At 71.3% G+C, this 23,992-nt stretch carries 24 protein-coding genes; 9 read left to right on the top strand and 15 right to left on the bottom strand.

All coding sequences use genetic code 11. The features are described 5' to 3' along the window. Positions 1 to 10 precede the first annotated feature (10 nt). Entirely contained in the window at positions 11 to 595 is a 585-nt protein-coding gene (locus ACWD5F_RS03975) for a DUF4865 family protein (RefSeq protein WP_451250759.1), read from the top strand. Further along, a complete protein-coding gene (locus ACWD5F_RS03980) occupies positions 589 to 1,500 on the top strand; it encodes a phosphotriesterase family protein (RefSeq protein WP_451250760.1) in 912 nt (303 codons plus the stop codon). Before ACWD5F_RS03975 ends, ACWD5F_RS03980 begins: the two co-directional genes overlap by 7 nt. A gap of 33 nt (positions 1,501 to 1,533) precedes the next feature. Here ACWD5F_RS03980 and ACWD5F_RS03985 read toward each other — a convergent pair whose 3' ends face one another. The 3 genes from ACWD5F_RS03985 to ACWD5F_RS03995 form a co-directional block, all read right to left on the bottom strand. Further along, a complete protein-coding gene (locus ACWD5F_RS03985; protein ID WP_451250762.1) occupies positions 1,534 to 2,004 on the bottom strand; it encodes a pyridoxamine 5'-phosphate oxidase family protein in 471 nt (156 codons plus the stop codon). 1 nt (position 2,005) lies between these two features. After that, positions 2,006 to 2,464: a hypothetical protein gene (locus ACWD5F_RS03990; RefSeq protein WP_451250764.1), complete on the bottom strand. Its 459-nt coding sequence runs from the start codon at positions 2,462 to 2,464 to the stop codon at positions 2,006 to 2,008. A 136-nt stretch (positions 2,465 to 2,600) separates the two neighbouring features. After that, a complete protein-coding gene (locus ACWD5F_RS03995; RefSeq protein WP_451250766.1) occupies positions 2,601 to 4,070 on the bottom strand; it encodes a ketol-acid reductoisomerase in 1,470 nt (489 codons plus the stop codon). Between the two features lie 88 nt (positions 4,071 to 4,158). Between ACWD5F_RS03995 and ilvY the strand changes: the two genes are divergently transcribed. After that, positions 4,159 to 5,022: an HTH-type transcriptional activator IlvY gene (ilvY, locus tag ACWD5F_RS04000; RefSeq protein WP_451250768.1), complete on the top strand. Its 864-nt coding sequence runs from the start codon at positions 4,159 to 4,161 to the stop codon at positions 5,020 to 5,022. Between the two features lie 63 nt (positions 5,023 to 5,085). Here ilvY and ACWD5F_RS04005 read toward each other — a convergent pair whose 3' ends face one another. Genes ACWD5F_RS04005 through ACWD5F_RS04015 form a run of 3 tightly spaced genes read right to left on the bottom strand, consistent with a single transcriptional unit; the run spans position 5,086 to position 7,512 of the window. Then, entirely contained in the window at positions 5,086 to 5,541 is a 456-nt protein-coding gene (locus ACWD5F_RS04005) for an RpiB/LacA/LacB family sugar-phosphate isomerase (RefSeq protein WP_451250769.1), read from the bottom strand. Positions 5,542 to 5,565: 24 nt separating this feature from the next. After that, positions 5,566 to 6,804 carry an ROK family protein gene (locus ACWD5F_RS04010; protein WP_451250771.1) on the bottom strand — a complete coding sequence of 413 codons (1,239 nt, stop codon included), beginning with the start codon at positions 6,802 to 6,804 and terminating at the stop codon, positions 5,566 to 5,568. A 57-nt stretch (positions 6,805 to 6,861) separates the two neighbouring features. Then, positions 6,862 to 7,512 (bottom strand): alpha-ketoglutarate-dependent dioxygenase AlkB family protein, encoded by a 651-nt coding sequence (locus tag ACWD5F_RS04015; RefSeq protein WP_451250773.1) that lies wholly within the window; start codon positions 7,510 to 7,512, stop codon positions 6,862 to 6,864. Between the two features lie 67 nt (positions 7,513 to 7,579). On the opposite strand from ACWD5F_RS04015, the gene ACWD5F_RS04020 reads away from it, so the two are divergent. Next, positions 7,580 to 8,713, top strand: a complete 1,134-nt coding sequence (locus ACWD5F_RS04020; RefSeq protein ID WP_451250774.1) for a methyltransferase — start codon at positions 7,580 to 7,582, stop codon at positions 8,711 to 8,713. A 24-nt stretch (positions 8,714 to 8,737) separates the two neighbouring features. Here ACWD5F_RS04020 and ACWD5F_RS04025 read toward each other — a convergent pair whose 3' ends face one another. From ACWD5F_RS04025 to ACWD5F_RS04040, 4 genes are all read right to left on the bottom strand, one after another. Next, positions 8,738 to 9,652: an SGNH/GDSL hydrolase family protein gene (locus ACWD5F_RS04025; RefSeq protein ID WP_451250776.1), complete on the bottom strand. Its 915-nt coding sequence runs from the start codon at positions 9,650 to 9,652 to the stop codon at positions 8,738 to 8,740. Positions 9,653 to 9,823: 171 nt separating this feature from the next. Next, the gene (locus tag ACWD5F_RS04030) at positions 9,824 to 11,314 is read right to left on the bottom strand and encodes an AMP-binding protein (RefSeq protein ID WP_451250778.1); all 1,491 of its coding nucleotides are present in this window, start codon (positions 11,312 to 11,314) and stop codon (positions 9,824 to 9,826) included. After that, positions 11,311 to 13,623 carry a CoA transferase gene (locus ACWD5F_RS04035; protein ID WP_451250780.1) on the bottom strand — a complete coding sequence of 771 codons (2,313 nt, stop codon included), beginning with the start codon at positions 13,621 to 13,623 and terminating at the stop codon, positions 11,311 to 11,313. The genes ACWD5F_RS04030 and ACWD5F_RS04035 overlap by 4 nt, the downstream gene beginning before the upstream one ends. A gap of 71 nt (positions 13,624 to 13,694) precedes the next feature. Then, positions 13,695 to 14,573: an alpha/beta fold hydrolase gene (locus ACWD5F_RS04040; RefSeq protein ID WP_451250782.1), complete on the bottom strand. Its 879-nt coding sequence runs from the start codon at positions 14,571 to 14,573 to the stop codon at positions 13,695 to 13,697. Between the two features lie 138 nt (positions 14,574 to 14,711). Here ACWD5F_RS04040 and ACWD5F_RS04045 point away from each other — a divergent pair, with 138 nt between their 5' ends. The 5 genes from ACWD5F_RS04045 to ACWD5F_RS04065 all read left to right on the top strand — a co-directional run bounded on the left by ACWD5F_RS04045 (position 14,712) and on the right by ACWD5F_RS04065 (position 18,860). Next, positions 14,712 to 15,197: an FAS1-like dehydratase domain-containing protein gene (locus ACWD5F_RS04045; protein ID WP_451250784.1), complete on the top strand. Its 486-nt coding sequence runs from the start codon at positions 14,712 to 14,714 to the stop codon at positions 15,195 to 15,197. Further along, entirely contained in the window at positions 15,194 to 15,628 is a 435-nt protein-coding gene (locus ACWD5F_RS04050; RefSeq protein WP_451250786.1) for an acyl dehydratase, read from the top strand. Before ACWD5F_RS04045 ends, ACWD5F_RS04050 begins: the two co-directional genes overlap by 4 nt. A gap of 226 nt (positions 15,629 to 15,854) precedes the next feature. Next, positions 15,855 to 17,552: a GH25 family lysozyme gene (locus ACWD5F_RS04055; protein WP_451250788.1), complete on the top strand. Its 1,698-nt coding sequence runs from the start codon at positions 15,855 to 15,857 to the stop codon at positions 17,550 to 17,552. A gap of 85 nt (positions 17,553 to 17,637) precedes the next feature. Then, on the top strand, positions 17,638 to 18,072 hold the full coding sequence (locus ACWD5F_RS04060; protein WP_451250790.1) for a hypothetical protein: 435 nt from the start codon (positions 17,638 to 17,640) through the stop codon (positions 18,070 to 18,072). Positions 18,073 to 18,131: 59 nt separating this feature from the next. After that, positions 18,132 to 18,860 carry a D-Ala-D-Ala carboxypeptidase family metallohydrolase gene (locus ACWD5F_RS04065; protein WP_451250792.1) on the top strand — a complete coding sequence of 243 codons (729 nt, stop codon included), beginning with the start codon at positions 18,132 to 18,134 and terminating at the stop codon, positions 18,858 to 18,860. Between the two features lie 101 nt (positions 18,861 to 18,961). On the opposite strand, the gene ACWD5F_RS04070 is transcribed toward ACWD5F_RS04065, so the two are convergent. From ACWD5F_RS04070 to ACWD5F_RS04090, 5 genes are all read right to left on the bottom strand, one after another. Next, entirely contained in the window at positions 18,962 to 20,047 is a 1,086-nt protein-coding gene (locus tag ACWD5F_RS04070; protein ID WP_451250794.1) for a helix-turn-helix domain-containing protein, read from the bottom strand. Positions 20,048 to 20,209: 162 nt separating this feature from the next. Beyond that, positions 20,210 to 21,163 carry a quinone oxidoreductase family protein gene (locus tag ACWD5F_RS04075; RefSeq protein ID WP_451250796.1) on the bottom strand — a complete coding sequence of 318 codons (954 nt, stop codon included), beginning with the start codon at positions 21,161 to 21,163 and terminating at the stop codon, positions 20,210 to 20,212. Continuing rightward, positions 21,160 to 21,981 (bottom strand): ABC transporter permease, encoded by an 822-nt coding sequence (locus tag ACWD5F_RS04080; protein WP_451250798.1) that lies wholly within the window; start codon positions 21,979 to 21,981, stop codon positions 21,160 to 21,162. The genes ACWD5F_RS04075 and ACWD5F_RS04080 overlap by 4 nt, the downstream gene beginning before the upstream one ends. After that, positions 21,978 to 22,832, bottom strand: a complete 855-nt coding sequence (locus tag ACWD5F_RS04085) for an ABC transporter ATP-binding protein (protein ID WP_451250800.1) — start codon at positions 22,830 to 22,832, stop codon at positions 21,978 to 21,980. Before ACWD5F_RS04085 ends, ACWD5F_RS04080 begins: the two co-directional genes overlap by 4 nt. After that, positions 22,832 to 23,836, bottom strand: a complete 1,005-nt coding sequence (locus ACWD5F_RS04090) for an ABC transporter substrate-binding protein (RefSeq protein ID WP_451250802.1) — start codon at positions 23,834 to 23,836, stop codon at positions 22,832 to 22,834. The genes ACWD5F_RS04085 and ACWD5F_RS04090 overlap by 1 nt, the downstream gene beginning before the upstream one ends. Positions 23,837 to 23,992: the final 156 nt, after the last annotated feature.

Consider the following 23,992-nt stretch of genomic DNA (forward strand, 5'->3'; position numbering starts at 1 on the left):
AAGGCACCGAATGCACGCCATGCAGTACGAGTTGACCCTGCCCGCCGACTACGACATGGCCGTGATCCGCGGCCGGGTCGCCCGCGTCGGCCATCTCCTCGATGACTGGGACGGCCTCGGCATCAAGACGTACCTGATGCGCGAGCGCGGGGTGAACGGCTCGCCGGTCAACCAGTACGCGCCGTTCTATCTCTGGAACACCATGGAGGGCATGAACACCTTCCTCTGGGGAGGCGCCTTCCAGGGGCTCAGCAACGACTTCGGGCGGCCGTCGATCCGACAGTGGACCGGTCTGGCGTACGAGCAGGGCGGCGCCGCCGACTCGCCCGCGCGCTTCGCCGTACGACGGTTCCAACCGGTGCCTGAGGGCGTGGAGTTGGCGGAGGTCATGGCGGACGCGGTACGGGAGACGGAGCGGCTGGCCGGGGCGGACGGGGCGGTGCTCGCGGCGGCGGCCGTCGACACGGGCCGCTGGGAACTGGTGCACTTCTCGCTCTGGGACCACGACGCGCCCAAGGCCGACGGGGACGTGTTCGAGGTGCTGCACCTGTCGGCGCCGGGGCGGGAACGGTTGCCGCGCGGGCGGCAGTGGTGAGCACGGTCCGTACGGTGCTGGGGGATGTCGACCCGGGGGACCTCGGCGTGTGCGACGCGCACGACCATCTGTTCCTCAGCAGCCCGCAGTTGCCCGGCCAGGAACTCAACGACGGCGCCTCCGCGCGGGCCGAGTTGGAGGCCTTTCGCGCGGCCGGTGGAGCGGCCGTCGTGCAGTGGACGCCGTACGGCATGGGGCGGCGGGTCGCCGATCTGCCTCAACTGTCACGCGCCGCCGGGGTGCACATCGTCTGTGCGACGGGGTTGCATCAGGCCGCGCACTACGCGCCGGAGGTGTTGAAGGCGGTGCGCGGGAAGCTGGCGGACGTCTTCGTCTCCGAACTCACCGCCGGTATCGGCACGTCGGGGGTGCGGGCGGGGCTGATCAAGGTGGCCGGCGGCTTCCACGGGCTCGACACGCATGCCCGTTGGACCATGGCCGCCGCCGCGGAGGCACAGCGCGCGACGGGCGCGCCGATCGCCGTGCACCTGGAGCTGGGAACGGGGGCGCTCGACGTACTCGACCTGCTCTGCGGGGAGTTGGGCGTGCCGGCGCACCGGGTGATCCTCGGGCACCTCAACCGGTCGCCTGATGTCGTGATCCAGCGTCAGGCCGCTGAGTCCGGTTGCTGGTTGGCCTTCGACGGGCCGTCCCGCGCCAACCACGCCACCGACTGGCGCATGCCGGAGGCCGTGCGGGCCCTGGTCGAGGCCGGATTCGGCCATCGGTTGCTGCTCGGCGGGGACACGGTTGTCGCGGGGGCGCGGTCGGTCGACGGCGGGCCGGGGATGCCGTATCTGCTGCGACGGGTACGGCCGCGGCTCGCGTCGGACCTGGGTGAGGAGCTGACGGACCGCATCCTCACCGAGAACCCTGCCCGGGCCTTCGCCGTCGAGTGGCGGTGAGGGCGCCGCGACTCGCGGCTCCTCAGGTCGGGTTCAGGTGAGGTCGGCCGGGATGCGGTGATCTGGGGTGCCGTCCTTGGCCAGGATCCAGTGGGCGTCCGCAACCGCGCGGTAGAGAACGAGGCCGGAGTCGTCCTGGACGTCGGCGGGTGTCCAGACCAGTCCCCCGTGGCCGACCGAACGGCGCGAGAAGACGTCGATCGTGCGCTCGATCTCCGACTCCTCCACTCGTGCGGCGACGGCGGACATGTAGACGCCCTGGCCGGTGCCGATCGGGGACGAGGAGTCGAACACCGCGATGCTCACCTCGGGGCGTACCGCGATGTTGCGGGAGTGGGTGGCCTGCGGCGAGGAGACCCAGACGAACTCCCGGCAGTCCGCGTGCGCGAAGTAGACGGGCGTGCTCCAGGGTCGTCCGTCCTGGTCGGCCGTGGCGAGCACCATGTACCGGTTGGCTTCGATGATGCCGCGTGCGGTCTCTGCGGGCGATGAGGTGGCGGGCATGTCAGCGGCTCCTGTGATAGCTGAGGGCGAAGTCGTGCTCGTAGTCGGTCGAGGCGTCCTTCGCGATTTCCCAGGCGCCGCTGATGGTGTTGCCGTCAGCGCTGAACCGCCCGGTGAACCGCTGCCGGAACGACAGTGGCGTGAAGTCCGGTGTCTCCCGCACCAGTTGCCACAGCCCGTCGACGAAGGTCATCGCGTACAGCCGCACGACGCCCCGGCTGTCGAAGTAGTGCTGTGTGTAGCCGTCGGTGTCCGGGGCGACCGCGATGACGGACATGGTGTCCGGGGCCTCCGGGAGCAGCACTTCGGTGCGCTGGACGAGGAACTGCCCGTCCAGGGTCCACTCGAACACACTGCGGCCCGGGGACACCGTCCGGCCGGGGAAGACGGCCCGCAACTCCCACTCGCCGACGAGCACGTCCAACCGTGCCAGCGCCTCCTGCCGTGCCGGTTCGGTCACCGCGCACACCTCCCTCTCCTCGACCGCACAGATCGTCCGTCCGCGCCTCTTCACCAGTAGGACAGCGGGCGCGAGCGAAAATCATCGGTGCCGGTGCGGGACACCAGTGGACAGGGAGGTGCGCGGGACCGAAGGCCTACGCCACGGAGATGTCCACCGACGGCCGCAGCTTCGCCGCCGCCGACAGGGCCTCGTGAGCCGGGTGGGTGTCGAAGGCCGTCAACAGGGCCTTGTCGGCGGGGAGTTCGGCCGCCGGGTAGGCGATCTGCTCCAAGGCCGCCTGGAAACGGGGGCTCCAGCGGCGGGTGCCGAGGCGGGCCGTGCGGGAGCAGTTGTCGACCATGTAGGCCACGTTCCGTGCGTGCATGTAGGGCAGCAGGGAGTCGACGGCCTCGATGACGGACTCGTTGACGATCTCCGACCAGGGGTGGCCGCGTTCGGCGAACTCGTCGATCTGGGCCGTCATGTTGGCGACGAACACGCCGGCCGCGAACGGGTCGACGGGCACGTCGTGTTCGGCGCGGCGGGCGTGCACCTCGTCGCTCACCGACCACATCGGGGAGCCGCCGATCACACTCATCGGACGGCTGCCGAGCCGCCGTTCGGCGAGGATGACGCTGCGCAGTTCGGTGCCGTCGGCGACCTCGTCGTAGATCTCGGCGATGATCTCGCGGGCCGGACCGTACGTGGCCGTGTACGCGCGGTCGAAGACGTCACGGCCGGCCGCGTCGAGGTTCTCCCGCACGGCTCGCAGCCCCTCGTGCGAGATGGTGCGCGCGATCGGCCCGGTGATGTTCTCGCAGGAGCGCTCGTACGCGGTGACCGGGTCGTCACCGGCCAGCCGCCACCGCGTGTAGAGGCTCTCGACGATGCCGTGGACGGCACCGGCCAGGATGGCGCGTTCGCCGACGATGTCGGAGCGGTACTCGCTGTCGAGGGTGGTGCGGAAGGTGTACGGCGAGCCGAGCGCCACCGACCAGCCGAGCGCGAGGTCGGTTGCGCGCCCGTCGGGGTCGACGTGCACCGCGAAGCTGCTGTTGATGCCGGCGCCGTTGACCTCCTCGCCCTGCCGGTACAGCCTGCGCACCGAGTCGCCCATGCCCTTGGGGCAGACGCCGATCACGCCGTGTCCGGGCGGGAACTCGCCGCCCGTCTCCCGGAGATGGCCGACCAGGAAGCCGTGCGAGAGACCGATGACGGCCTCGGGCTTGAGGACCGCGAAGATCTCCTCGTGGTGCGCGGCGAGTGCCGCGTCGGCGATCAGCAGGATGACGAGATCGCTGTCCGCGGCCACGGCGAGCCAGTCGCCGAGCGTGCCGTTCTCCTCGGTGAAGCCGTTGGCCCGCGCGTCGGCGGCCGAGGCGGAGCCCGGGCGCAGTCCGACGGCCACCTGGATGTCCGTACCGGCCAGCGAGTCCCTGAGGTTGAGGGCCTGGGCGCGACCCTGCGGACCCCAGCCGAGGACGCCGACACGGCGGACCCCGGCGAAGGCCTGCGGGAGCAGCGGGAAGAGGTGCCGTCCGCCCCGCAGGACGGTCTCCGTGCCGCCGGGCACATCCATCGTTTCGAGGGGGAAGACGCGGGAGGTGTACGTGGTCGAGGTCATGGTCGAGTTGTAGGCTCCGGGCAGGCATTGCGGCAAGCGCAACTTGTGCAGCGCACTGTTGCGCGAAGTGAAACGGCGAGGTCAGCGCATGCGGGACGATCATCGAGAGCTGCGTCTCTTCCTGCATCTGGCGCAGTCCCTGAACTTCGGGCGCACCAGCCTCGACTGCCATGTCAGCCCGGCCACGCTCACGCGCACGGTGCAGCGGTTGGAAGCGGACCTGGGGCATCGGCTGTTCGAGCGCGGTCCGCGCGGGGTGTCGCTGACCGCCGAGGGCCACCGGTATCGCGAATACGCCGTCCAGGCACTGGAGTTGTGGCGCACCTACCGCGAGGAACATCCCGCGCCGGCCGAACTCACCGGCCGTCTGACGGTGTTCGCCACGGTGACCGCCTGCCAGGCGCTGCTGCCCGACCTGTTGGCGCCGTTCCGGGCCGCCCACCCGCAGGTCCGGCTCGACCTGCGCACCGGCGACGCGGCGGCCGCGCTGGCCCGGCTGGACGAGGGCGAGGTGGACGCGGCGGTCGCTGGGATCCCGGCGCGGCTGCCGGAGGCGCTGGTGAGCCGCACGGTGGCGGTGACCGAGCTGGTTCTCGTCACCGCCCTGGACCGGCCGGACCCCGGTCTCGACGGTCCCTTCGTCCTCCCCCACCGCGGCCTGGTGCGCGACGCGGCCGACCGGTGGTTCCGGGCCCGCGGCCGGACACCCGAGGTGGCGTGCGAGCCGGACGGCCACGAGGGGCTGCTGACCCTGGTCGCCCTGGGCTGCGGCACGGGCGTGGTCCCCAGACTCGTACTCGACCACAGCGCGGTGCGCGACCGGCTGGCGGTGCTGCCCGCCGATCCGGCGCCGGAGCCGTTCTCGATCGGGCTGTGCGTGCGGCGGGCGGATCTGCGGCGGCCGTCGGTGGCGGCGTTGTGGATGCCGGTGCCGGTGCCGTCGAGCAGGTGAGTCTGCGCCTGTGATCGCCGGTGCCTCAGGGTCGGTGACCGCCGGTGCCCCCGCGCCGGGGCATCAGGGCGTGGCCCTGCCCAGGTCGAGCCGCTCGACGCGCTCCACGTTCCGCCGGTCCTCGGCGTCCTCGCTGGCCTCCCCGGCGAACCAGGCGTCGAGGATCTCCCCGAGCAGCGGTTCGGAGGTCAGGCGGAGGCTGAGGGCGAGCACGTTGGCGTCGTTCCAGCGGCGGGCGCCGTCCGCCGTGTAGGCGTCCGTGCACAGGGCCGCCCGTACGCCCGGCACCTTGTTGGCGGCGATGGACGCGCCGGTGCCGGTCCAGCAGCAGACGACGGCCTGGTCGGCGGTTCCGGCGGCGACCTCCTGGGCGGCGGCCGACGAGCACGCGGCCCACTGCGGGTCGTCGCCCGGGGACAGCGCCCCGTGGGCCAGCACCTCGTGCCCGCGCTTGCGCAGCTCCGCGACGAGGGCGCGGGCCACGGGTTCGTCCATGTCCGAGGAGACGGAGATCCGCATGTCCGCGAGCCTACGCGACCGGCGCTACGCCAGCGCCCCCAGCGGGTCGTCCAGGACCGGCTGCCAGGCCAACTCGGCTGCTCCGACAAGGCTGTTGTGGTCGAGGGTGCAGGCAAGGATGGGGACACCGCCGCTCTGGCCCCACAAGCTGCGGTCGGCGACGACCGCGCGCAGCCGCTCGGGGTCGGCGTCCAGGAGGGTGCGGTGCAGGCCGCCGAGGATGATGCGGTCGGGGTTGAGGATGTTCACCAGGCCCGCGAGGCCGAGGCCGAGGCGGTCGATGAGGGTCTCGGTGGCCGTGCGGATCGACGGGTCGTCGTAGTGGTTGCGGATCAGGTCCATGGCCTGGTGGAGGAGCGAGACCACGGGGCCGGGCTCGCGGTGCGCGGCGGTGAGGAAGGCCAGCGGGTCGGCCTCGACGTCGAGGCAGCCGCGGCTGCCGCAGTGGCAGGGGCGGCCCTCGGGGTTGACGGTGAGGTGGCCGACCTCCAGGGCCAGGCCCGAACTGCCCGTGTGCAGACGGCCGTCCAGCACCAGCGCGCCGCCCACGCCCCGGTGTCCGGTGGCCACGCAGAGCAGGTCCCGGGCGCCGCGGCCCGCTCCGTGCCGGTGTTCGGCGAGGGCGGCCAGGTTCACGTCGTTGCCCGCGAACGCCGGTCCGGTGATGCCGGCGGCGTGCACGCACTCCGCGAAGATCCGGCGCACGGGCGCGCCCGCGGGCCAGGCCAGGTGCAGCGGGTTGAGAGCGAGGCCTTCCGGTTCGGCGACCGCAGACGGTACGGCGAGACCCGCGCCGACGCACCGCAGGCCGGTCTCGTGCAGCAGCTCGGCGCCCGCCTCCACGACGGAGCCGAGGACCTTGGCGGGGTCGGCGTCGACGGTCTCGCGGCCGGCCGCGGTGGCGACGATCCGGCCGCCGAGGCCGACCAGCGCCGCCCGGAACCCGTCGGCGTGCACCTGTGCGGCCAGCGCAACGGGTCCGTCGTCCGCGACGGCGAGCCGGTGCGAGGGGCGGCCCTGCGAACCGGCCGCCGCGCCGGGCCTGGCGTCCACCCGGATCAGCCCGAGCGCCTCCAACTCCGCGGCGACCGCGCCGGCCGTCGCCCGCGTCACGCCGAGCTCGGCGGTGAGTACCGCCCTGGTCGGCGCGCGCCCGGTGTGTACGAGCTCCAGCGCGGGCCCGAGCGCACCGCGCCCTCGGTCCAACCGCGCTCTCGGGGTGGTCCCTTCCCCCGCCGGCCGGGGGTCAGCCTTGCCGCTCATGAAGGCGAGTCTCCCATGATCCGCAGGTACGACGACTACAGGACGACGACAGGACGACTACAGACCGCCGACCCGGAGCGTGATGTTCAGACGCCCTGTCAGTCCCAGTTCCGGTGGTGCCGTGCCCGGGTGGACCCTGGGCACCCCGTGGTACGCGAGACGGGACGGGCCGCCGAAGACGAACAGGTCGCCGCTGCGCAGTTCGACGTCCGTCCAGGGCCTGGTGCGGGTCTCGGGGTTGCCGAAGCGGAAGACGCAGGTGTCGCCGAGGCTCAGGGACACCACCGGGGCGTCCGACTTCTCGTCGGCGTCGCGGTGCATGCCCATGCGGGCGTCGCCGTCGTAGAAGTTGATCAGCGCGATGTCGTAGGCCGCCGGGGTCGGCTGCGGTCCGAGCGCGTCGGTCACGGCCCGGCGCCCCAGTTCGCCCAGCCAGGCCGGGAACGGCTTCACCGGGGCGCCGTCACCGTCGACGGCCGTACGGGCGTATGCGTACGGGTACCAGTGCAGGCCGAGGCAGACCTGGCGGGCGGTCATCGTGCCGCCGCCGGGGGTGCGGACGGTGCGCAGACCGGCCGGCGGGCGGGCCCAGGTGCGGCACTTCTCGACGAGTTCGCGCTGCCGCCGCGGGTCCAGCCAGTCGGGTACGTGGACCGCGCCCGGCGCGATCTCGGCGCGTTCGCGGGGGAAGAGTTCGGCCTCGTCCATGGCCTCCATCCTGCCCGAACGGGTCTGAGCTGCGGCTCCGCTAGCCTTGAGCACAATGAACGACCGTATGACGACGCCATGGGGCGAGCGCGAGCTGGCCCGTTTCCCCGAGGACCCGCGCGACCGGCTCCGTGCCTGGGACGCTTCCGACGAGTACCTGCTCAGGCACCTCGCGGACGAGGGCATCCCCCTGTCCGGCACCGTCGTGGTCGTGGGCGACCGCTGGGGCGCCCTGGCCACCGCCCTGGCGGAGTACGAACCCGTGCAGATCACCGACTCCTTCCTCACCCGTGAGGCGACCCGCGCCAATCTCGGGCGGGCCGGTGTCGGGATCGGTGCGGTGCAGCTCCTGACCACCCAGGATCCGCCGCCCGACCGGGTCGACGTGCTGCTGGTGCGGGTGCCGAAGAGCCTGGCGCTCCTGGAGGACCAACTGCACCGGCTGGCGCCCGGGGTGCACGCGGGCACGGTGGTCGTCGGCACCGGCATGGTCAAGGAGATCCACACCTCGACGCTGCGCCTGTTCGAGCGCATCCTCGGACTGACCCGCACCTCCCTCGCGGACAAGAAGGCCCGCCTGATCTTCTGCACGCCCGACCCCTCGCTGCGGCGCGGGACCAACCCCTGGCCGTACAGCTACGCCCTGCCCGACGGTGTGGGCACCGTGTCCGGGCACACCGTCGTCAACCACGCGGGCGTCTTCTGCGCGGACCGGCTCGACATCGGCACCCGCTTCTTCCTGAGCCACCTGCCCACCGCGAGCGGCGCCCGCCGTGTGGTGGACCTGGGCTGCGGGAACGGTGTCGTCGGTACGGCGATGGCGCTCGCCGATCCGGACGCCGAAGTGCTGTTCGTCGACGAGTCGTTCCAGGCCGTCGCCTCCGCGGAGGCGACGTACAAGGCGAACGGGGTGCCCGGGCACGCCGAGTTCCGGGTCGGGGACGGGCTCACGGGGGTGGCCGACGGGAGCGTGGACCTCGTGCTCAACAACCCGCCGTTCCACTCGCACCAGACGACGACGGACGCGACGGCGTGGCGGATGTTCACCGGGGCGCAGCGGGTGCTCGGGGCGGGTGGCGAGCTGTGGGTGATCGGCAACCGGCACCTCGGGTACCACGCGAAGCTGCGGCGGCTGTTCGGCAACTGTGAACTCGTCGCCGGCGATGCGAAGTTCGTGGTGCTGAGGGCGGTCAAGGAGTAGCCCCGGGCCGCCCTCGCGGCGACGTCAGTGCCCGTGCCGCCTCTCCAGGCGGTTGAGGACGGCGGTCGCCATGACGGCCTCGCCCTTGGCGTTGGGGTGGGCGGGGGCCGCCGGGGAGGCGGGCTGGAGGGGCTCGATCCAGCGGTCCGCGGGCGGCTTGCACATGTCGTGCCCGATGGTCGGCTTGTACGTGTCGACGTACTCCGCGCCGTTCAGCGCGGCCACCAGGCGGAGCATCAGGTTGAGGCGCTTCCCGGTGTCCCGCAGATAGGAGAAGTCCTTGGCGGCGAAGGGCACGGAGGGGTAGCAGCCGCTGCCGTCGTCGGGCAGCAGGTCCGGGTAGCCGACGACGAGCACGCGTGCGTGGGGCGCCTTCTTGTGGACGGCCCGGAGCACGCGGGTGACCTTGGGTGCCGTGTCGAGGATGTTCAGCACCAACTGGTCGGTCCCGGACGAGGTGTAGTACCGCTGACACGGATTGCCCGACAGGTCCGTGGAGCTGAGCCTGGCGCAGGTGCCGATGATGGTGCTGAACCCGATGTCGTTGCCGCCGATCTGGACCGTCACCAGGTCGGTGTCCCGCTGGACCGCGTTGAGTTGAGGCGGGTTCGTGCCCTGCGCCTTCCACATCTCCTCGGTGGTCGCGCCGCTGCAGCTCACGTCCTTGAGCACGGTCCCTCTGCGGTCCGCCGCCACCAGCGAGGGGTAATTGTGGTCGGAGCGGGCGCAGTTCGCGTCCACCTGGGTCGGGATGTTCGGCCCCGCGGTGTACGAGTCGCCGAGCGCCACGTACTGCGTACGGCGGTCGTGGCCCGGACCGTGCGCCGCCGCGGGTGCCGCGGAAGCGACGACGAGCGCGCAGCCACTGACCGCTGCCGCGGCCGCCACAACCCTGCGGCGACCGGGTGCGGTTGCGGCCGGATTCAGCTCACGCCTCATGAAGATCCCCCCTGATCCGAGTCGACACGACGGGACGGGCCCGGTGAAGTCCTCGCTCGTTCAACGGACTTTGTATACCCGCCGGTAAGTCCCGGGGGCCAGGGGTCGGCAGGGATGAATTCGAACGCAGAGGCGGAGGACCGTACGGAAGGCGGCCGTCCGCTCAGCTTCTCAGGCCTCGCGGTCCCAGGTGGTGGCGGTGACCCCGCGCTCGCGCAGCACCGCCTTGCGGACCTTGCCGGTCGCCGTGAGCGGCAGTTCCGGGACGGTGTCGATGTACCGGGGCACGGCGAAGGCGGGCAGTTCGCCGGCGCAGTGCCGTACGAGCTCCCGGGGGTCCAGTAGGTGGCCGGGTCCGGGGACGACCGCGACCATCACCTCGTCCTCGGCCAGCTCCGACGGCACCGGGAAGGCCGCCGCGTCGGCGACCGCCGGATGCGAGCGGACGGCCGACTCGACCTCCTGCGAGGAGACGTTCTCGCCGCGCCGGCGGATGACGTCCTTGATCCGGTCGACGAACAGGAACCATCCGTCGGATTCGCGGATCACCCGGTCACCGGTCCGCCGCCATGCGGTGGGGGCGGGCACGGACTCCCCCAAGTAGCCGGTGGAGAAGGCGAGTTCGCGTGTACTGCGGACCACCAACTCCCCGGCGACGCCGTCCGGGACGGGAGCGAGGCTGTCGTCGACCACGCGCGCGGCGAAGCCTTCGCGCACCGTGCCGAGGTAGCCGGGCCGCTGCTCCTCGGGGGTCGACCCGATGACGAGGTTCGTCTCCGTGGAACCGAATCCGTCGACGAGAGTGACCCCGAACCGCTCCCGGAAGGGCGCCCATGCGGGACCGGGAGTGGCCGGGGAGAGTCCGCGCCGGGCCCGGTGCGCGCGATCGGCGGGGCCCGGGGGCTGGGCGAGCAGCATGGGCACCATCGCGCCCAGCAGGTAGACGACCGTGGCACCGGTCTCGGCCACCCGTGCCCAGTACCGCGTGGCGGAGAACCGCTCGTCGATCACACAGCTCGCGCCCACGGCCAGGGCGTGCGCCAGGGTGTTGAGGGCGTTGGTGTGGAACAGCGGGAGGCAGGTGTACAGCACGTCGTCGGCGGTGAGGCCGAGCGAGTCCGAGACGTTGCGCCCCCATTGGACGGTCTGAGCGTGCGGGCAGCGCACACCGCGTGCCGCTCCCGTGGTGCCCGAGGTGAAGAGCACGAAAGCGGTGTCGTCCGGGCGCACTTGGGTCGGCGGCACGGCCGCGGTCGCGCCCGGCGCCGGGACGTCCTCGCCGCCTGCGATCCACAACTCACCCTGAAAACCGGCCGCTACGACACGCTCCGCCAACTCCCCCTCCGCAAGGAGGAATCGCGGTTCAGCGGCGCTCAACACCTGCCGGAGGCCACCACCTCGCAGACCGGTGTTGAGCGGGATCAGCGCCGCTCCCAACCAGGCGCAGCCGAGGATGAGGTCGACCAGTTCGATCCGGTTGCCGGCCATGGCGGCGACGCGGTCTCCCGGCCGACAACCGCGCTCCACGAGTGCTCCCGCCATCGTGGCGGCGGCGGTACGGGTCTGCGCGTACGTCCGCGCCACCTCCCCCACCCGCAGGAAGAGGCGGTCGCCGAACTTACCGGCCGCCTCCTCGAGAAGACGGGGGATCGTGTCGTTCACCGCAGCACTCCGGCCTCCCGAAGTCCCCGGATGCGCTCCGCCGAGAAGCCCGCCACCTCGCTCAGTACGGCGTCGGTGTCGGCGCCGAGCACGGGCGCGGCCTCGCGGATACCGCCGGGTGTGCGAGCGAGGCGGATCGGGACGCCTTCGTGGAGGAAGGCGCCCGCGACCGGGTGATCCTTGCGCACGTAGAAGCCACGGGCCCTCAACTGCGGATCGTGCTCGACGAGTTCGCGTCCGTCCTGGACGGCTCCGGCCGGGACACCGTGCGCCTGGAGCGCCTCGGCGGCGGTGTCGGCGGGCAGCGTGCGGGTCCACTCCCCCAGTGCCGCATCGACCAGGTCCGCCGCGGCTCTCCGGGCCTCCGCCGTACGGGTGCGTTCGTCGGTGGCGAGTTCCGGGCGGCCGATCACCTCGCACAGCGCCGCCCATTCGTGGTCGTCGCGGACGCTGACGGCCAGCCAGCGGTCGGCGCCGAGGCAGCGGTAGACGCCCTGCGGGCTCCAGCTCGGGTGCGTGTTGCCGCTCGGTTTCACCTTGGGGCCGCCGAGGAGACTGGTGCCCATGTGGGCGGCGATCGCCTCCAGTTGGGAGAGGTCGATGTGCTGTCCGCGTCCGGTGACCGCCCGGTGCTCCAGTGCGGCGACAGTGGCGAGGGCGGCCTGGAGGCCCGCGACGATGTCGCCGTGGCCGTAGATCACGCCGACCACGTCGTCGGGTCCCCAGCCGGTCAGTCCGGTCAGGCCCCCGCTCGCCGAGACCGTGTCGGCGTACGACACCCAGCCGTTGCGTGGTCCGGTGTGACCCATGCCCGACATGCTGACGTAGACGAGATCCGGGTTGATCCGGCGCAACTCCTCGTAGTCCAGGCCGAGTTTACGCATGACCGTGGAGCTGAAGTTCTCCACGAGGACGTCGGAGCGGGCGATGAGTTCGCGGAGCACCGCGATGCCGTCGTCGGTTCGCGTGTCGAGGGCGATGCTGCGTTTGTTGCGGTTGACCTCGTTGAAGTAGCCGTTGGTGTTCGGGTCCGTGTGGGGGCCGCGGGAGAGGTGCATGAAGGGGGCGAAGCGGGTGGGGTCGGGACGGCCCGCGGACTCGACCTTGATGACGTCGGCGCCGTGGTCGGCGAGGATCTTGGTGCAGTACGGGCCGGCGAGGACCCAGGTGAGGTCGAGGACGCGGATGCCGTGCAGGGCGGGCTGTACGAAGGCCTGCTGAACAGGGCGTTCGGTGCGTGGCCCGGCGTGCAGCAGTTCCTGGTCCGCGCCCACGCCCCGGACCTCCAACTCCCGTACCCGGCGGCCTTCCGGGAACGCGAACGGGAAGCCCAGGTCGGTCCGCTCCCCCTCCGGTGTCCCGACCCGGGTGAAGAAGCCGCGGGCGGCGAGCTGCGGATTGTCGGGGAGTTCGTGGGGCAGGTCGACGGCGGCCCAGGGCAGCTTCCTGGCCTGGGCCCGCTCCGCGAACTCGGCCTTGGGCCACGTGCCCACGAAGTCCTGGACGACCTTGAACACGTGCTCCTGGTGCTTCTTGCGTTCGACCGGGTCCTGCCAGCGCGGTTCCGTGAGATCGGCCGCCGCGTCCTCCTCGCGCAGCCAGTCGAGCAGGGCGTCCCACATACGTGGGCTGCCGCCCAGGCCTCCGCCCAGGTAGCCGTCGGCGGCCCTGAACAGGCCGTGCGGGACGAGGGGGTGGACCCGGCCCGGGCGTGGCGGCACCCGGTCCTCGTGCAGGTAGGCGAGGGTGCCGGCCTCCAGGGCGGCTGCCACGCAGGCCTGCGCGGAGACGTCGGCGAGTTGTCCCGGGCCGGTGCGGCGGGCGCGGAGGCCGAGCAGGGCGGCGATGGCCGCGTTGACGCCCGCGAGCTGCTCGGCCTGCTGCTCCGGGAGGCGCAGGGGCGGGCCATCGGAGTCGCCTACCTGGGCGAGCATCCCGCCCAGCGCGGCGACCACGAGGTCGGTGCCCTGCCAGTCGGTGCGGGGGCCGAGCAGGCCGAAGGGGGTGACGCGGACGTGGACGAGGTCCTCGCACCCGTCGACGAGCGCCTCCGCGCCGCCCGGACTCCCGTCGAGCAGCACGTCGGCACCGCGCAGCAGACCGCGCAGCTCCTCGCGTGAGGCGGGAACGACCGAGCGTTTGCCCGCGTGCCAGTGGACGAACGCGTCGCCGTCGAGTTCGCGGCGGGTCCCGTCGCCTTCCGGTGGTTCGACGAGTACGACCTCGTGGCCGAGGCCGACCAACAGGCGGCCGGCGAACCGGGTGAAGGGGCTGGACAGTTCGACGACGCGCGGCACGGACTCGCTCACGTCTCCTCCCCGGAGAGTCGGTGGTACGGGGTCAGCTGTGCTGTAGCTGGTTCAGCCGTGCAGTAGCTGGTTCAGCCGTGCTGCTGGTTCAGGAAGCCGGAGACGACGCTGTGGTAGTCGTAGGGCCGTTCCTCCTGCGGGTGGTGGGAGGCCTCGCTCATCACGTGCAGGTTGCCCTTGGGGATCATGCGGGCCAGCATCAGCGGGTAGTCGGGGGTCAGGAACGCGTCCTGCATGCCCCACACGAAGAGCGTCGGCGCGGTGATCAGGCCGAGTTCGGCGGTGAGGTCCTGCCAGTCTCCGCGCGGGTTGTCGGAGGCGCCGGCGAGGGCGGTCTCCTCGGGGTCGAGGCTCTGTTCGTAGCGCAGGGTCACGGTGCCGTCGGGGATGGCCTCCGGGTCGAACCACTCGAGGCGGGCGATGAGTTCACGCATCTTCTGCCAGGAGGGGCCGGTGCCGCCGTAGTACACGTCCCGGGCGTTGCGGCCGCGGCGGCCGCCTTCCGGGAGCGGGGCGAGGGGGCCGTAGAAAACGGGCATGCTGCCGGTGATGACCAACGACCGTACGCGCTCGGGGTACTTGGCGGCGAGGTTGAGCGCGATGGTGCCGCCCCAGGAGTTGCAGACGAAGTCGGCGCGCTCGATGCCGAGTTCGTCGAGCAGGGCGACCGTCTTGGCCGCGTGGTAGTCCCACATGGGGCCCTCGATGACGGGCTTGGCGGACTTGCCGTACTGGAGGATGTCGACGAGAAGGCAGCGGCGGTCCGTCGCGAACAGGGGGGCCACCTGCCCGAAGTCCGACCAGCCGGTGCACCCGGGGCCGCCGCCGTGCAGGAAGACCGTGGGGCTGACCGAGGGGCCGCCCTCCCCGAGTTCGACGTAGTGGTACTTGACGCCGTCCGCTTCCGCGTAGGAGCCCTCCGGGGGCGCCTGGATGTCCATGAGGTCCATGTCCCGATGGTGGGACCGCGTCGATCTCCGCCCAAGCGGAACGGTCCGCTGAGCGGGCCGGTTCCGTGGCGGTCGGCGACGGGTGGTCCTTAGCCTCCGGGCACCGGACGAGGCTCGCGGGCCGCAGGGAGGCACCTCATGATCGGGAACACCGTGTTGGAGCTGGTCGAGGAGCGGGCCCGGGCGTCGATCGGGGCCGGCGAGCAGCGGTCGTTGGGGGTCGTACGGGCCGAGGACGCGGCGGAGTTCGCGCGGGCGGCCGGCGAGCGCGCACCGCATCTCGTCGATCCCGCGCGCGCCGACTTCACCGTCCATCCGATGTACGTGGTGAGTCTGTTGCGCGGGGCGCCCGGGGCCGATGCCTCGGAATTCCGGCCGGACGGCATGTACCGCGACGAGGTGCCCGGCACCGACGGGCTCGACGTCCGGCTGATGGCAGGTGGCCAGGACGTGCGGTGGGTCGGGGTGGTGCGCGCGGGCGACCGGATCGAGCTGCGGCGCACGCTCACGGACGTGGAGCGGAAGGGCAGTGGCGAGGGGTTCCTGCTCCTCACGGTGGAGAAGACGTACAACTCGGCGCGTGGGACGCTGGTCGAGGTCACGGAGAGGTTCATCGTCCGATGACCGGCCACCGGGAGCGTCAAGTCGTCGTGGGCCAAGCCGTGTTGCCCGTCGAGCTGACGCCCGACGCGATCGGTCTGCTGCGGTTCGGGGCAGTCACCCGCAACGCCCATCGCATCCACTACGACGCCGAGTTCGCGCGGTCCGAGGGGCTGGCCGGGGCGGTCGTCATGGCTCAGCTGCACGGGTGCCTGTTTCACCGTGCGGCGGCGGAGTTCGCGGGTGCGGGTGGGCAGGTGCGCGAGGTGGGGTGGCGGAACCGGGCGCCGGGCTACGTCGGGGACCGGTTGGTGGTGACGGGCACGGTGGAGTCGGTGGACGCGATCAGCGGTGCGGTCACTCTCGATCTGGTCGAGCGGTGCGGGGCGGGTGGCGCGGGCGATGTGGGCGATGTGGTGTGTTGCCGGGGGCGGGCGGTCGTCGTCCTGAGGTGAGGAGCCAGGGTCGGACCACACGGGGACCCCCGACGCCTCCTCAACGAACTCCCTCTCCGTCCCCCGTATCCCGCGTCCATCCCAGCGCTGATCCATCCTCACAGGTCACAGGCGTGTGATCGTCCCGGCGTCCCAATCGGGGGCCGGAGGATCCGGGCTTCGGGACGGCCGCGCCAGCATGAGTCCGCCGGGCACTTCCGGCAACTCATCAGAGGGGGAACACCAGATGGGACAAAGGACGCTTCTGCGGGGTCTGACCCTCGCCGTGGCAGCGGTCCTGCCCCTGTACGGGACCACGGTGGCGCAGTCTGCGGAGTCCGCAGTCACCGCCGCGGTCGCGGTCTGCGGGCATTCGAGCGAACAGCCCACGCTGCAACAGGGATCGACGGGGGACGCGGCGGTCGAGGCGCAGTGCGAGCTCAATCTGGCGACCAAGCCGAGCAAGTACACGCCGATCGCGGCGGACGGCTCGTTCGGGCCGGCGTCGGCGGCGCGCGTCAAGGACTTCCAGCGGTGTGCCGGCCTCGGCGTGGACGGTGTGGTGGGCCCGCAGACCTGGGCGGCGCTCAACACCTGGGCCGCGCAGCCGCACACCTGCGCCACCCAGGGCACGTCGAGCACCGCGCAGACGTCCGTGTGCGGCCACACCGACACGCGGCCGACGCTGCAACAGGGCGCGAAGGGCACCGAGGTCATGGAGCTCCAGTGCCGGCTGAACCTGGCCATGGAGCCGTACCACTACGCGCCGTTGACGATCGACGGCGACTTCGGGGGCGGGACCAAGTCCCGTGTCATCGAGCTCCAGCACTGCGCGAACCTCAGTGCCGACGGCGTCGTGGGACCCAACACCTGGGCGAAGGTGGTGGATTGGTCCGGCCGTAACGCCTACTGCACGCCGCCGCGCCCCGCCGGCTACGCGATCGACGGGCTGGACACGGCCAAGTACCAGCACCCGGGCGGCGCGGCGATCGACTGGAAGGCCGTGAAGGCCTCGGGAGTCGAGTTCGCGACGGTCAAGGCCACCCGTGGTCTGAACGTCACCGACGAGTACCTCGCCACCGACCTCCCCGCGGCCCGGGCCGCGGGGCTGGCCGTGGCGCCGTACCACTTCTACACGGGCACGGCGGCCGACACGGGTGCGGCGCAGGCCGACCGGTTCATCGCCGCGGTGCGGGCGACCGGTTACACCGGGCAGCGGGCGGGCGATCTGCCGCCGATCTTCGACCTGGAGCGCATGGACGACGGCAGTGGCCGCTGTCCCACCTACGGCACGGTGAGTGACGCCAAGGCCTGGCTCGACAAGGTGGAGGCGGCCTTCGGCCGTACTCCGATGATCTACACCCAGAAGTCCTTCCTGGACGACTGCCTGGGTTCGACCACCGCCTTCGCCCGGTATCCGCTGCAACTCGCGGACTACCGCCAGTCGATCACCTCGCCGCCGGTGCCGAACGGTTCGACGACCTGGTCGATGTGGCAGTACACCGACGCCGCGCTCTTCCCGGGCCTGCGCGCTCCGGCGACCGGGGACGTGTTCAACGGCACCCAGGCCGATCTGGACCGGCTGGCCAACCGCACCTCCGGTCTCGCCACTTCGGCGTCGCGCGCCTCGGCCGTCAACTCCACGACAGCCGCCACCAGTTGCTACGGCGGAGCGGTCACCGTGCGCTACGGGAACGTCCTCGACTTCGGCCCGTACGTGACCACCAGTCGCTGCATCGACATCAACATGCGCGTCATCAGCGGAACCGCCGACTACTTGAATGTCTGCGTGAAGTTCGCCAAGACCGGCACCTGCAACCACTGGACCAAGGTCGGCCGGAGCTGGACGACCATCGCCACCGACGTCCTTGACGGCACCAAGTTCACGGTGCCCAACGGCGTGCCCCTGGAGGGCGACGACGCGGTCGCGCAGATCGCCTTCTGATGCCCTGCCCCTCTCCCGCCGCTCATCTCCTGCACCTCATCTCCTGCACCTCATCTCCTCCTCCCCACATCGAACGGAGACCATCATGGTCCGGACCAAGGCGCTCGCCTCGGCTCTGTTCACCACGGCCGCGCTGCTGGCAGCGGGCGCCGTCCCCGCCACCGCGCAGTCCTCGGTCACCGCACAGCCCGCGGCCGCCGCGGTCAGCTGCTACGGCGGCGCGAAGACCCTGACGTACCACTACCAGGCGGCGGCCAAGGAGTACGGCACGTACACCACGTCCTCGCGGTGCAACGACATCAACATGCGGCTCATCACGGACGTGCCGGGGGTGTACCTGGACGCTTGTGTGGTGTTCGTCGACCACACCACCAAGTGCAACAACGACGACGCGTACACCACGCACGGTACCGAGTGGGGAACCGTCGCCACCGACGTCAAGGACGGCACCCACTTCATCCTGCGCGTGCACGCCTATGACACCGACGCGCAGAACGTGACGTTCCAGATCGCCTACTGACCCCATCTCCCCCACCACCGTTCTCCGAAAGGACGATGATGACTTCCTCCTTCCGTCCCATGAACCGCCGCGCCATGCTGCGTGGCACGCTCGCCGCCGGTGCCGGCGTCGCGTTCGGCCAGTTGCTCTTCTCGGGCGTCGCCGAGGCCTACTCGTGGACGCGCACCCTCAACGAGGGCGCCACCGGCGCCGACGTGACCGAGCTGCAGATCAGGATCGCGGGCTGGGCGGCGGACAGCGCGAGCCACAGCCGGGTCGGTGTCGACGGGGACTTCGGTCCCGGTACGGCCGCCGCGGTGCGCCGCTTCCAGTCGGCGTACGGTCTCACCGCCGACGCCAGCGTCGGGCCCAACACCCAGGCGAAGCTCAACGCGCTGGAGCAGTCGGACGGCTCCACGCTCCACTTCAACTGGACCGAGTTCGAGAACCAGACGGGCGGCGGCTTCAGCGGCGGCAAGTTGAGCACGGCGCAGGTGAAGGAGAACGTCCGCCGCTGCATGTACAAGCTGGAGGCGCTGCGCAAGAAGCTGGGCGACAAGCCGATCACGGTCAACTCCGGCTTCCGCAACATCGCGCACAACGCCGAGATCGGCGGGGCCAGCGACAGCATGCACCTGTACGGCACGGCGGCCGACCTCGACGTGCCGGGGGTGGCCACCAAGACCGTCTACCAGAAGGCGGAGACCTGCGGGTTCTCCGGGCTGGAGACGTACACCGTCGACCACCAGCACGTCGACAGCAGGGCCGACCTCGGCCGCGACTGGTGGTGGCAGGACGGCACCGTCTGACGCCGCACTCGGGGGAGTGGAGCTCCGGGTACCGCGGCGGCGGTACCCGGAGCTCCGCGCATCAGCTCTTCGGCCTGCCCGTCACCTTCTCGGCCTGTCCGTCAGCTCTTCGCCTTGTCCTTCAACGCCGCCTCGCAGGAGGGCCAGTCGTGGAAGTCGTGCTCGGCGCTCCACAGCCGGTGGGCCGCCTTGATGTTCCAGTCCGGGTCGAACGCCCGCAGCGGTGTGCCGCCGAGTTCGGGCAGGCGGCGGTCGGAGATCTGGAACACGCCCCAGTTGCGGCTGCCGTTGGTGTTGGGCAGTACGTAGAGCGGGTCGAGGAAGGACGCGCAGCGGGCGACGGCCACGGCGGTGTCGGGATCCTCGACGAACACCTCGCGGACCCGCTTCGCCACCCTGGCCTGGGACCAGGTCGTCATGCTCACCTTCTGCGCGTAGAGCGCCTTCTTGGTGGCGTCGTCGACCACGTTGGTGGCCGGCAGACCGGCCAGCACCTGGAACGCGGTCAGTCGGCGCAGGGTCTCCGGCCCGAAGTCCCCGTCGACGGCGAGCTTGCCCTTCGCCCGCAGCAACAGGGTCTGCAACTCACGTACGCACTCGTCGTGTTGTCCCATGCTGACCGTCTTGCACGCCTTGGAGTACAGGAGCCTGTTGCCGGCCGCGGGCGAGCCGCCGCCGGTGCCGCTGTCGGGCATCCACACGAAGCCCGCCACCAGCACCACCGCGACCACGGCTGCCAGTACCGCCCACCGGGAGGACCACTTCTCCGGCACCCGGGACCGGCGCGGTTTCCCGGTCTCGCCGGCGGTGACCTCCGGTGGGGTGATGTCGTCCGGCTCCGGATCCGGTTCAGACTCCGATTTCGGTTCCGACTCCGGTTCCGGTTCCGGTTTCGGTTCTTGCTCCGGGTCGTCCTTGACCGGCACCACCGGTGCGTCCCGTTCGGTGTCCGCCAGCGCCCACAGCCGGTGGAGTTCGCGCAGTTCCTCCGCGCTGGCGCCGCACACCTTGGCGAAGGCGTGCACCACCCGATAGTCCGCGGGGACGCTGAGTCCGGAGCAGTACCGATGCAGGCTGGAACCGCTGACGCCCGCCTCCTTGCCGAGCCGGTCGTAGCCCCGACGGCTGCGGTCCTTCAGCATCCGGAGGTGGGCGGCGAACTTTTCGGTATGCGGAGAGGCAACCACACAACCACCCTCGCTCAAGCCTCTACTGACGGGTAGAAGCTACACCCCGTGAAGAGATTGTGTATGTCCTTTCAATTCCGCAACGCGGTTACCAAATGCCTTTTCGGCAGCGCTATTTGACAAGTAGTCAGCTGAAACACTTCGTCCCGGTATTGGAGTGCTTCACCCCAGGTCCAGCACCACCTTGCCGATCGCCTCCCCGGTCCGCAGCCGCTCGGCGGCCTCCGCCAGCCCCTCGATGCCGTGGCGTTCGATCTCCAAGGTCAGCTCCCCCGTGCGCAGTTCGGCCAACAGCCCCTCCGCGTCCGCGGCGACCTCCTTGCCCCGGGACATCAGGTTCACCGGCAGCAGGGACACGTCGGCGAGCAGGAAGTCCGCGAGGTCCACGCCGAATTCACGGCCGGCGGTGTAGCCGACGAGTGCGGCACGACCGCGAGGGCGGACGAGCGGGAGGCAGTCGCGGAGCACTGGTCCGCCGACGGTGTCGATGAGTACGTCGACCGGGCCTCCCACCGACTCCGCGGACAGGTCGGCGGCGAGGAGGGGCTTGGCGGGAGCCGGGACGTGGGCGAGTTTGGCGGGCCGGCCGACCACGCCGACCACCTCGGCCCCGGCCCGCGCGGCGACCTGCACGGTCATCGCCCCGACCGCACCCGCCGCGCCGGTCACCAGCACCCGCTCCCCCGGCCGTACGTCCGCGACCGCGTGCACCGCCGCCCACGCCGTACCGGCCGGCGAGAACCAACTGCACGCCAGCGCGGGGTCCGTGCCCTCCTCGGCCGTCTCCACGGCGGCGTCCGGCACCAGCGCGTGCTCGGCCCAGCAACCGTCGCGGCGCAGGCCGAGGCCCTTGCCGCCGAGCCGGACGAGGGTGCCTTCGGCGTGGGTGTCCGAGGCGAGGACGACCCCGCATCCGGTGGTGCCCGGGACGGCGGGCAGATCGGGCAGAATCCCGAACCTGCCGTCCACGACGTTGAGATCGAGGTGGCCGACCTGGGCGGCCCGCATCCGTACGAGGGTGTGGCCCGGGCGGGGCTCCGGCACCGCGCGCTCCACCAGGCGGGGCAGCGAGCCGAAGCTCTCCAGGACCAGGGCGCGGGACTTGACGGTGGTCACAGCTTCACTCCGTATCGACGCAGGACGCGGGACGCGACGATCCGCAGGACGCGGTCGAAGACGAACCCGAGGATTCCCAGGGTGATGATTCCGACGAAGACCCAGTCGATCCGCCCGTAGTTGCGGGAGGTCCAGATCAGCGAGCCGAGGCCGACCCTGGAGGCGACGATCTCGGCGGAGACGATGGTCAGGAAGCTGTTGCCCATGGCGAGGCGCGCGCCGGTGACGATGTGCGGCACCGTCGAGGGCAGCACGATCCCCTGGAGGATCTGGCGGCGGCTCGCGCCGAGGTTCTGTGCCGCGCGCAGCTTGGACTCGCTCACCGCCATCACGCCGGCGCTGGTGTTCACCGTGACGATGAAGACGGCCGTGTAGAAGATCAGGACGACCTTCGAGGACTCGCCGATGCCCAGCCACACCACCGCCAGGGTGACGAAGGCGACCGGCGGGATGAACCGGAAGAACTCGATGTAGGGCTCCAGGAGCCGGCGCACGAGCGGGACCTGGCCGACCAGCAGCCCCACCGGTGCGCCCACGAGGACGCCGAGCCCCCAGCCGATCAGGATGCGGCGGCTGGAGGCGACGATCGAGTTGGTCAGGGTGCCGTCCGACGCCAACTCCCGTGCTGCGCTGAGGGTTTCACTCGGGGAGGCGACCAGGGAGGGACCGTACACCGTCGCAAGGAGCTGCCAGACGCCGATGCCGATCAGGACGGACAGGGTGTACATGCCGAGGGCGCGCAGCCTCCCCGCGCTCGCCCGGGCCGGACGTTTCCTGGTCCCCGCGCTGCCTGCGGCGGCAGCCGTGGCGACGGTCATCGGTCGTCCTCCTCGGTGTCGAGTCCCTGGTCGCGCAGTGCCTTGCGGACCTCCTCGCCGATGTCCTCCCGCAGCCGGCGGCGCAGTTCGACGGCGGCCGGATCGTCCTCGTCGCGGGGCCTGGGCAGGTCGACCGGGTAGACGGACTTCACCGAGGCCGCCGGGCCCGCGGTCATGACGGCGATCCGGTCGGCCAGCAGGATGGCCTCGTCGATGTCGTGGGTGACGAAGACGACGGTGCAGCCGGAGGCGCGCCAGATGCGGTCCGTCTCCTCCTGCATCACCTGGCGGGTCTGCGCGTCGAGCGCGCCGAACGGCTCGTCCATGAGGACGACGCCGGGTTCGTTGGCCAACACGCGGGCGATCTGCACGCGTTGGCGCATGCCGCCGCTGAGCTGGCCCGGGAAACGGTCCGCGCAGTGCCGCAGCCCGACCAGGCCGAGGTACTCGTCGGCCGCCTTGGCCCGCTGGAGGCGTGAGGCGCCGCGCATGCGGGGGCCGAAGGCCACGTTCTGACGGACCGTCATCCAGTCGAAGAGCGCTTCGCTGCTCTGGAAGACCATCCCCAACTCGGGGTCGGGGCCGGTGATCGGAGTCCCGTCGACGGAGAGGCTGCCCTCGTCCACGGTCACGAAGCCGGCCAGGGCGGACAGCAGCGTGGACTTGCCGCAGCCGCTCGGGCCGAGCAGACACAGGAACTCGCCGGCGGCGATGTCGAGGGAGATGTTCCGGACGGCCTGCACGGTGTCGAAGCGGATACCGACGCCGTCGACGGTCAGGGCCGCGCCGCGGCCGGTGAGCCCAGTGGAGTGGGTGGGGTGGGTGGGGTGGGTTTTCACGCCCTCCGTCATCAAGATCCCTTCACGTTCTTGGTGAACCAACCGCGTTGGACGGCCTTCGTGACATCCGGCTGCGCCTTGACCTTGCCGGTGTCCACGAAGAACTGGCCCGTGCTCGCGTAGGCCTTGAGGTCCTCGGCGGTGAAGTCGCGGGTGCCGAAGTCGATTTCCTTGATGGCGGTCAGGGTCTGGGCCGCCGGGACCTTCACGGCCTTCTCGGTCGCCGCGGCCGCCGCGTCCGGGTCGCTCTCGGTCAGCGCTGCCGCCTCCTGAAGGGTCTTGGCAACCTTGGTGGCGGCGTCGGAGTTGGCCTTCAGCCAGTCGGCGCCGGCGAGCAGCCACTGGGAGTAAGTCACCCCGTAGGCACCGGTGTTCTCCAGGATCCGGCCGCCCTGCTCGACGCCCTTGGTGGGCCACGGCTCCCACAGGACGTACGCGTCGACGTCGCCCTTCTTCATCAGGGCCGGGATCTCGGGCGGGTCGGCGGTGATGAGGTCGACCGACTTCGGATCGATCCCCTTCGACTCCAGGAACCGGGTCGCGGCGAGCTCGGACAGACCCGGGGAGACAGCCATCCTGCGGATCTTCGCGGCGGACTTCACCTTCGGGCCGAGGACGACCTTGAGGTACTCGCCCGACTGCTCGTAGACCATCAAGGACCGCAGGTCGGGGCCCTGGGACAGCATGCTGATGGTGGTGGTGTCGGAGTTTCCGGACATCTGCACCTGGCCGGCCACGAGGTTGTTGACGCCTTCGCTGCCCTGTCCGAACTGGACGAGCTCGACGTTCACCCCGTGCTTGGCCCACAGGCCCTTGGCGTCGGCGAGGAAGAAGGGTGCGTACGAGGCGTCGATGCCGACGCCGATGCGGATCGTGGGGCCCGCGCCGTTCTTGTCGGATCCGGCGCCGGCGGCCGAGTCGGTGGTCGCCGCGCCGCACGCGGTGAGCGTGAGCAGGGCGACAGCGAGAGCGGTGGCGCCGACGAGGGGGTGTCTTGTCGTGGACCGTGCATCCATGAGTACCTCGAGGGTTCGTGGGGAGCCCGCCGGTGGCGGCTGGTCTTCTGGCAGCTGGTCGTCGGGGTGCGGCCCGGGAATTGGCGCACCGTAGAACGGGGGACGGCCCCGACGCATCGCCGAGGGTCCGCTGACCGGGACGCGCAGGTGAGCGCG

The sequence above is a fragment of the Streptomyces sp. NPDC002499 genome (genome assembly GCF_053595415.1).

Bases quoted from the DNA above. Each gene is read 5' to 3' on its own strand.
- ACWD5F_RS03975 (WP_451250759.1), top strand. From the start codon at position 11: ATGCACGCCATGCAGTACGAGTTGACCCTGCCCGCCGACTACGACATG.
- ACWD5F_RS03985 (WP_451250762.1), bottom strand. From the start codon at position 2,004: ATGCCCGCCACCTCATCGCCCGCAGAGACCGCACGCGGCATCATCGAA.
- ACWD5F_RS03995 (WP_451250766.1), bottom strand. From the start codon at position 4,070: ATGACCTCGACCACGTACACCTCCCGCGTCTTCCCCCTCGAAACGATG.
- ilvY (WP_451250768.1), top strand. From the start codon at position 4,159: ATGCGGGACGATCATCGAGAGCTGCGTCTCTTCCTGCATCTGGCGCAG.
- ACWD5F_RS04005 (WP_451250769.1), bottom strand. From the start codon at position 5,541: ATGCGGATCTCCGTCTCCTCGGACATGGACGAACCCGTGGCCCGCGCC.
- ACWD5F_RS04010 (WP_451250771.1), bottom strand. From the start codon at position 6,804: ATGAGCGGCAAGGCTGACCCCCGGCCGGCGGGGGAAGGGACCACCCCG.
- ACWD5F_RS04015 (WP_451250773.1), bottom strand. From the start codon at position 7,512: ATGGACGAGGCCGAACTCTTCCCCCGCGAACGCGCCGAGATCGCGCCG.
- ACWD5F_RS04020 (WP_451250774.1), top strand. From the start codon at position 7,580: ATGACGACGCCATGGGGCGAGCGCGAGCTGGCCCGTTTCCCCGAGGAC.
- ACWD5F_RS04025 (WP_451250776.1), bottom strand. From the start codon at position 9,652: ATGAGGCGTGAGCTGAATCCGGCCGCAACCGCACCCGGTCGCCGCAGG.
- ACWD5F_RS04040 (WP_451250782.1), bottom strand. From the start codon at position 14,573: ATGGACCTCATGGACATCCAGGCGCCCCCGGAGGGCTCCTACGCGGAA.
- ACWD5F_RS04045 (WP_451250784.1), top strand. From the start codon at position 14,712: ATGATCGGGAACACCGTGTTGGAGCTGGTCGAGGAGCGGGCCCGGGCG.
- ACWD5F_RS04050 (WP_451250786.1), top strand. From the start codon at position 15,194: ATGACCGGCCACCGGGAGCGTCAAGTCGTCGTGGGCCAAGCCGTGTTG.
- ACWD5F_RS04055 (WP_451250788.1), top strand. From the start codon at position 15,855: ATGGGACAAAGGACGCTTCTGCGGGGTCTGACCCTCGCCGTGGCAGCG.
- ACWD5F_RS04060 (WP_451250790.1), top strand. From the start codon at position 17,638: ATGGTCCGGACCAAGGCGCTCGCCTCGGCTCTGTTCACCACGGCCGCG.
- ACWD5F_RS04065 (WP_451250792.1), top strand. From the start codon at position 18,132: ATGAACCGCCGCGCCATGCTGCGTGGCACGCTCGCCGCCGGTGCCGGC.
- ACWD5F_RS04080 (WP_451250798.1), bottom strand. From the start codon at position 21,981: ATGACCGTCGCCACGGCTGCCGCCGCAGGCAGCGCGGGGACCAGGAAA.
- ACWD5F_RS04085 (WP_451250800.1), bottom strand. From the start codon at position 22,832: ATGACGGAGGGCGTGAAAACCCACCCCACCCACCCCACCCACTCCACT.
- ACWD5F_RS04090 (WP_451250802.1), bottom strand. From the start codon at position 23,836: ATGGATGCACGGTCCACGACAAGACACCCCCTCGTCGGCGCCACCGCT.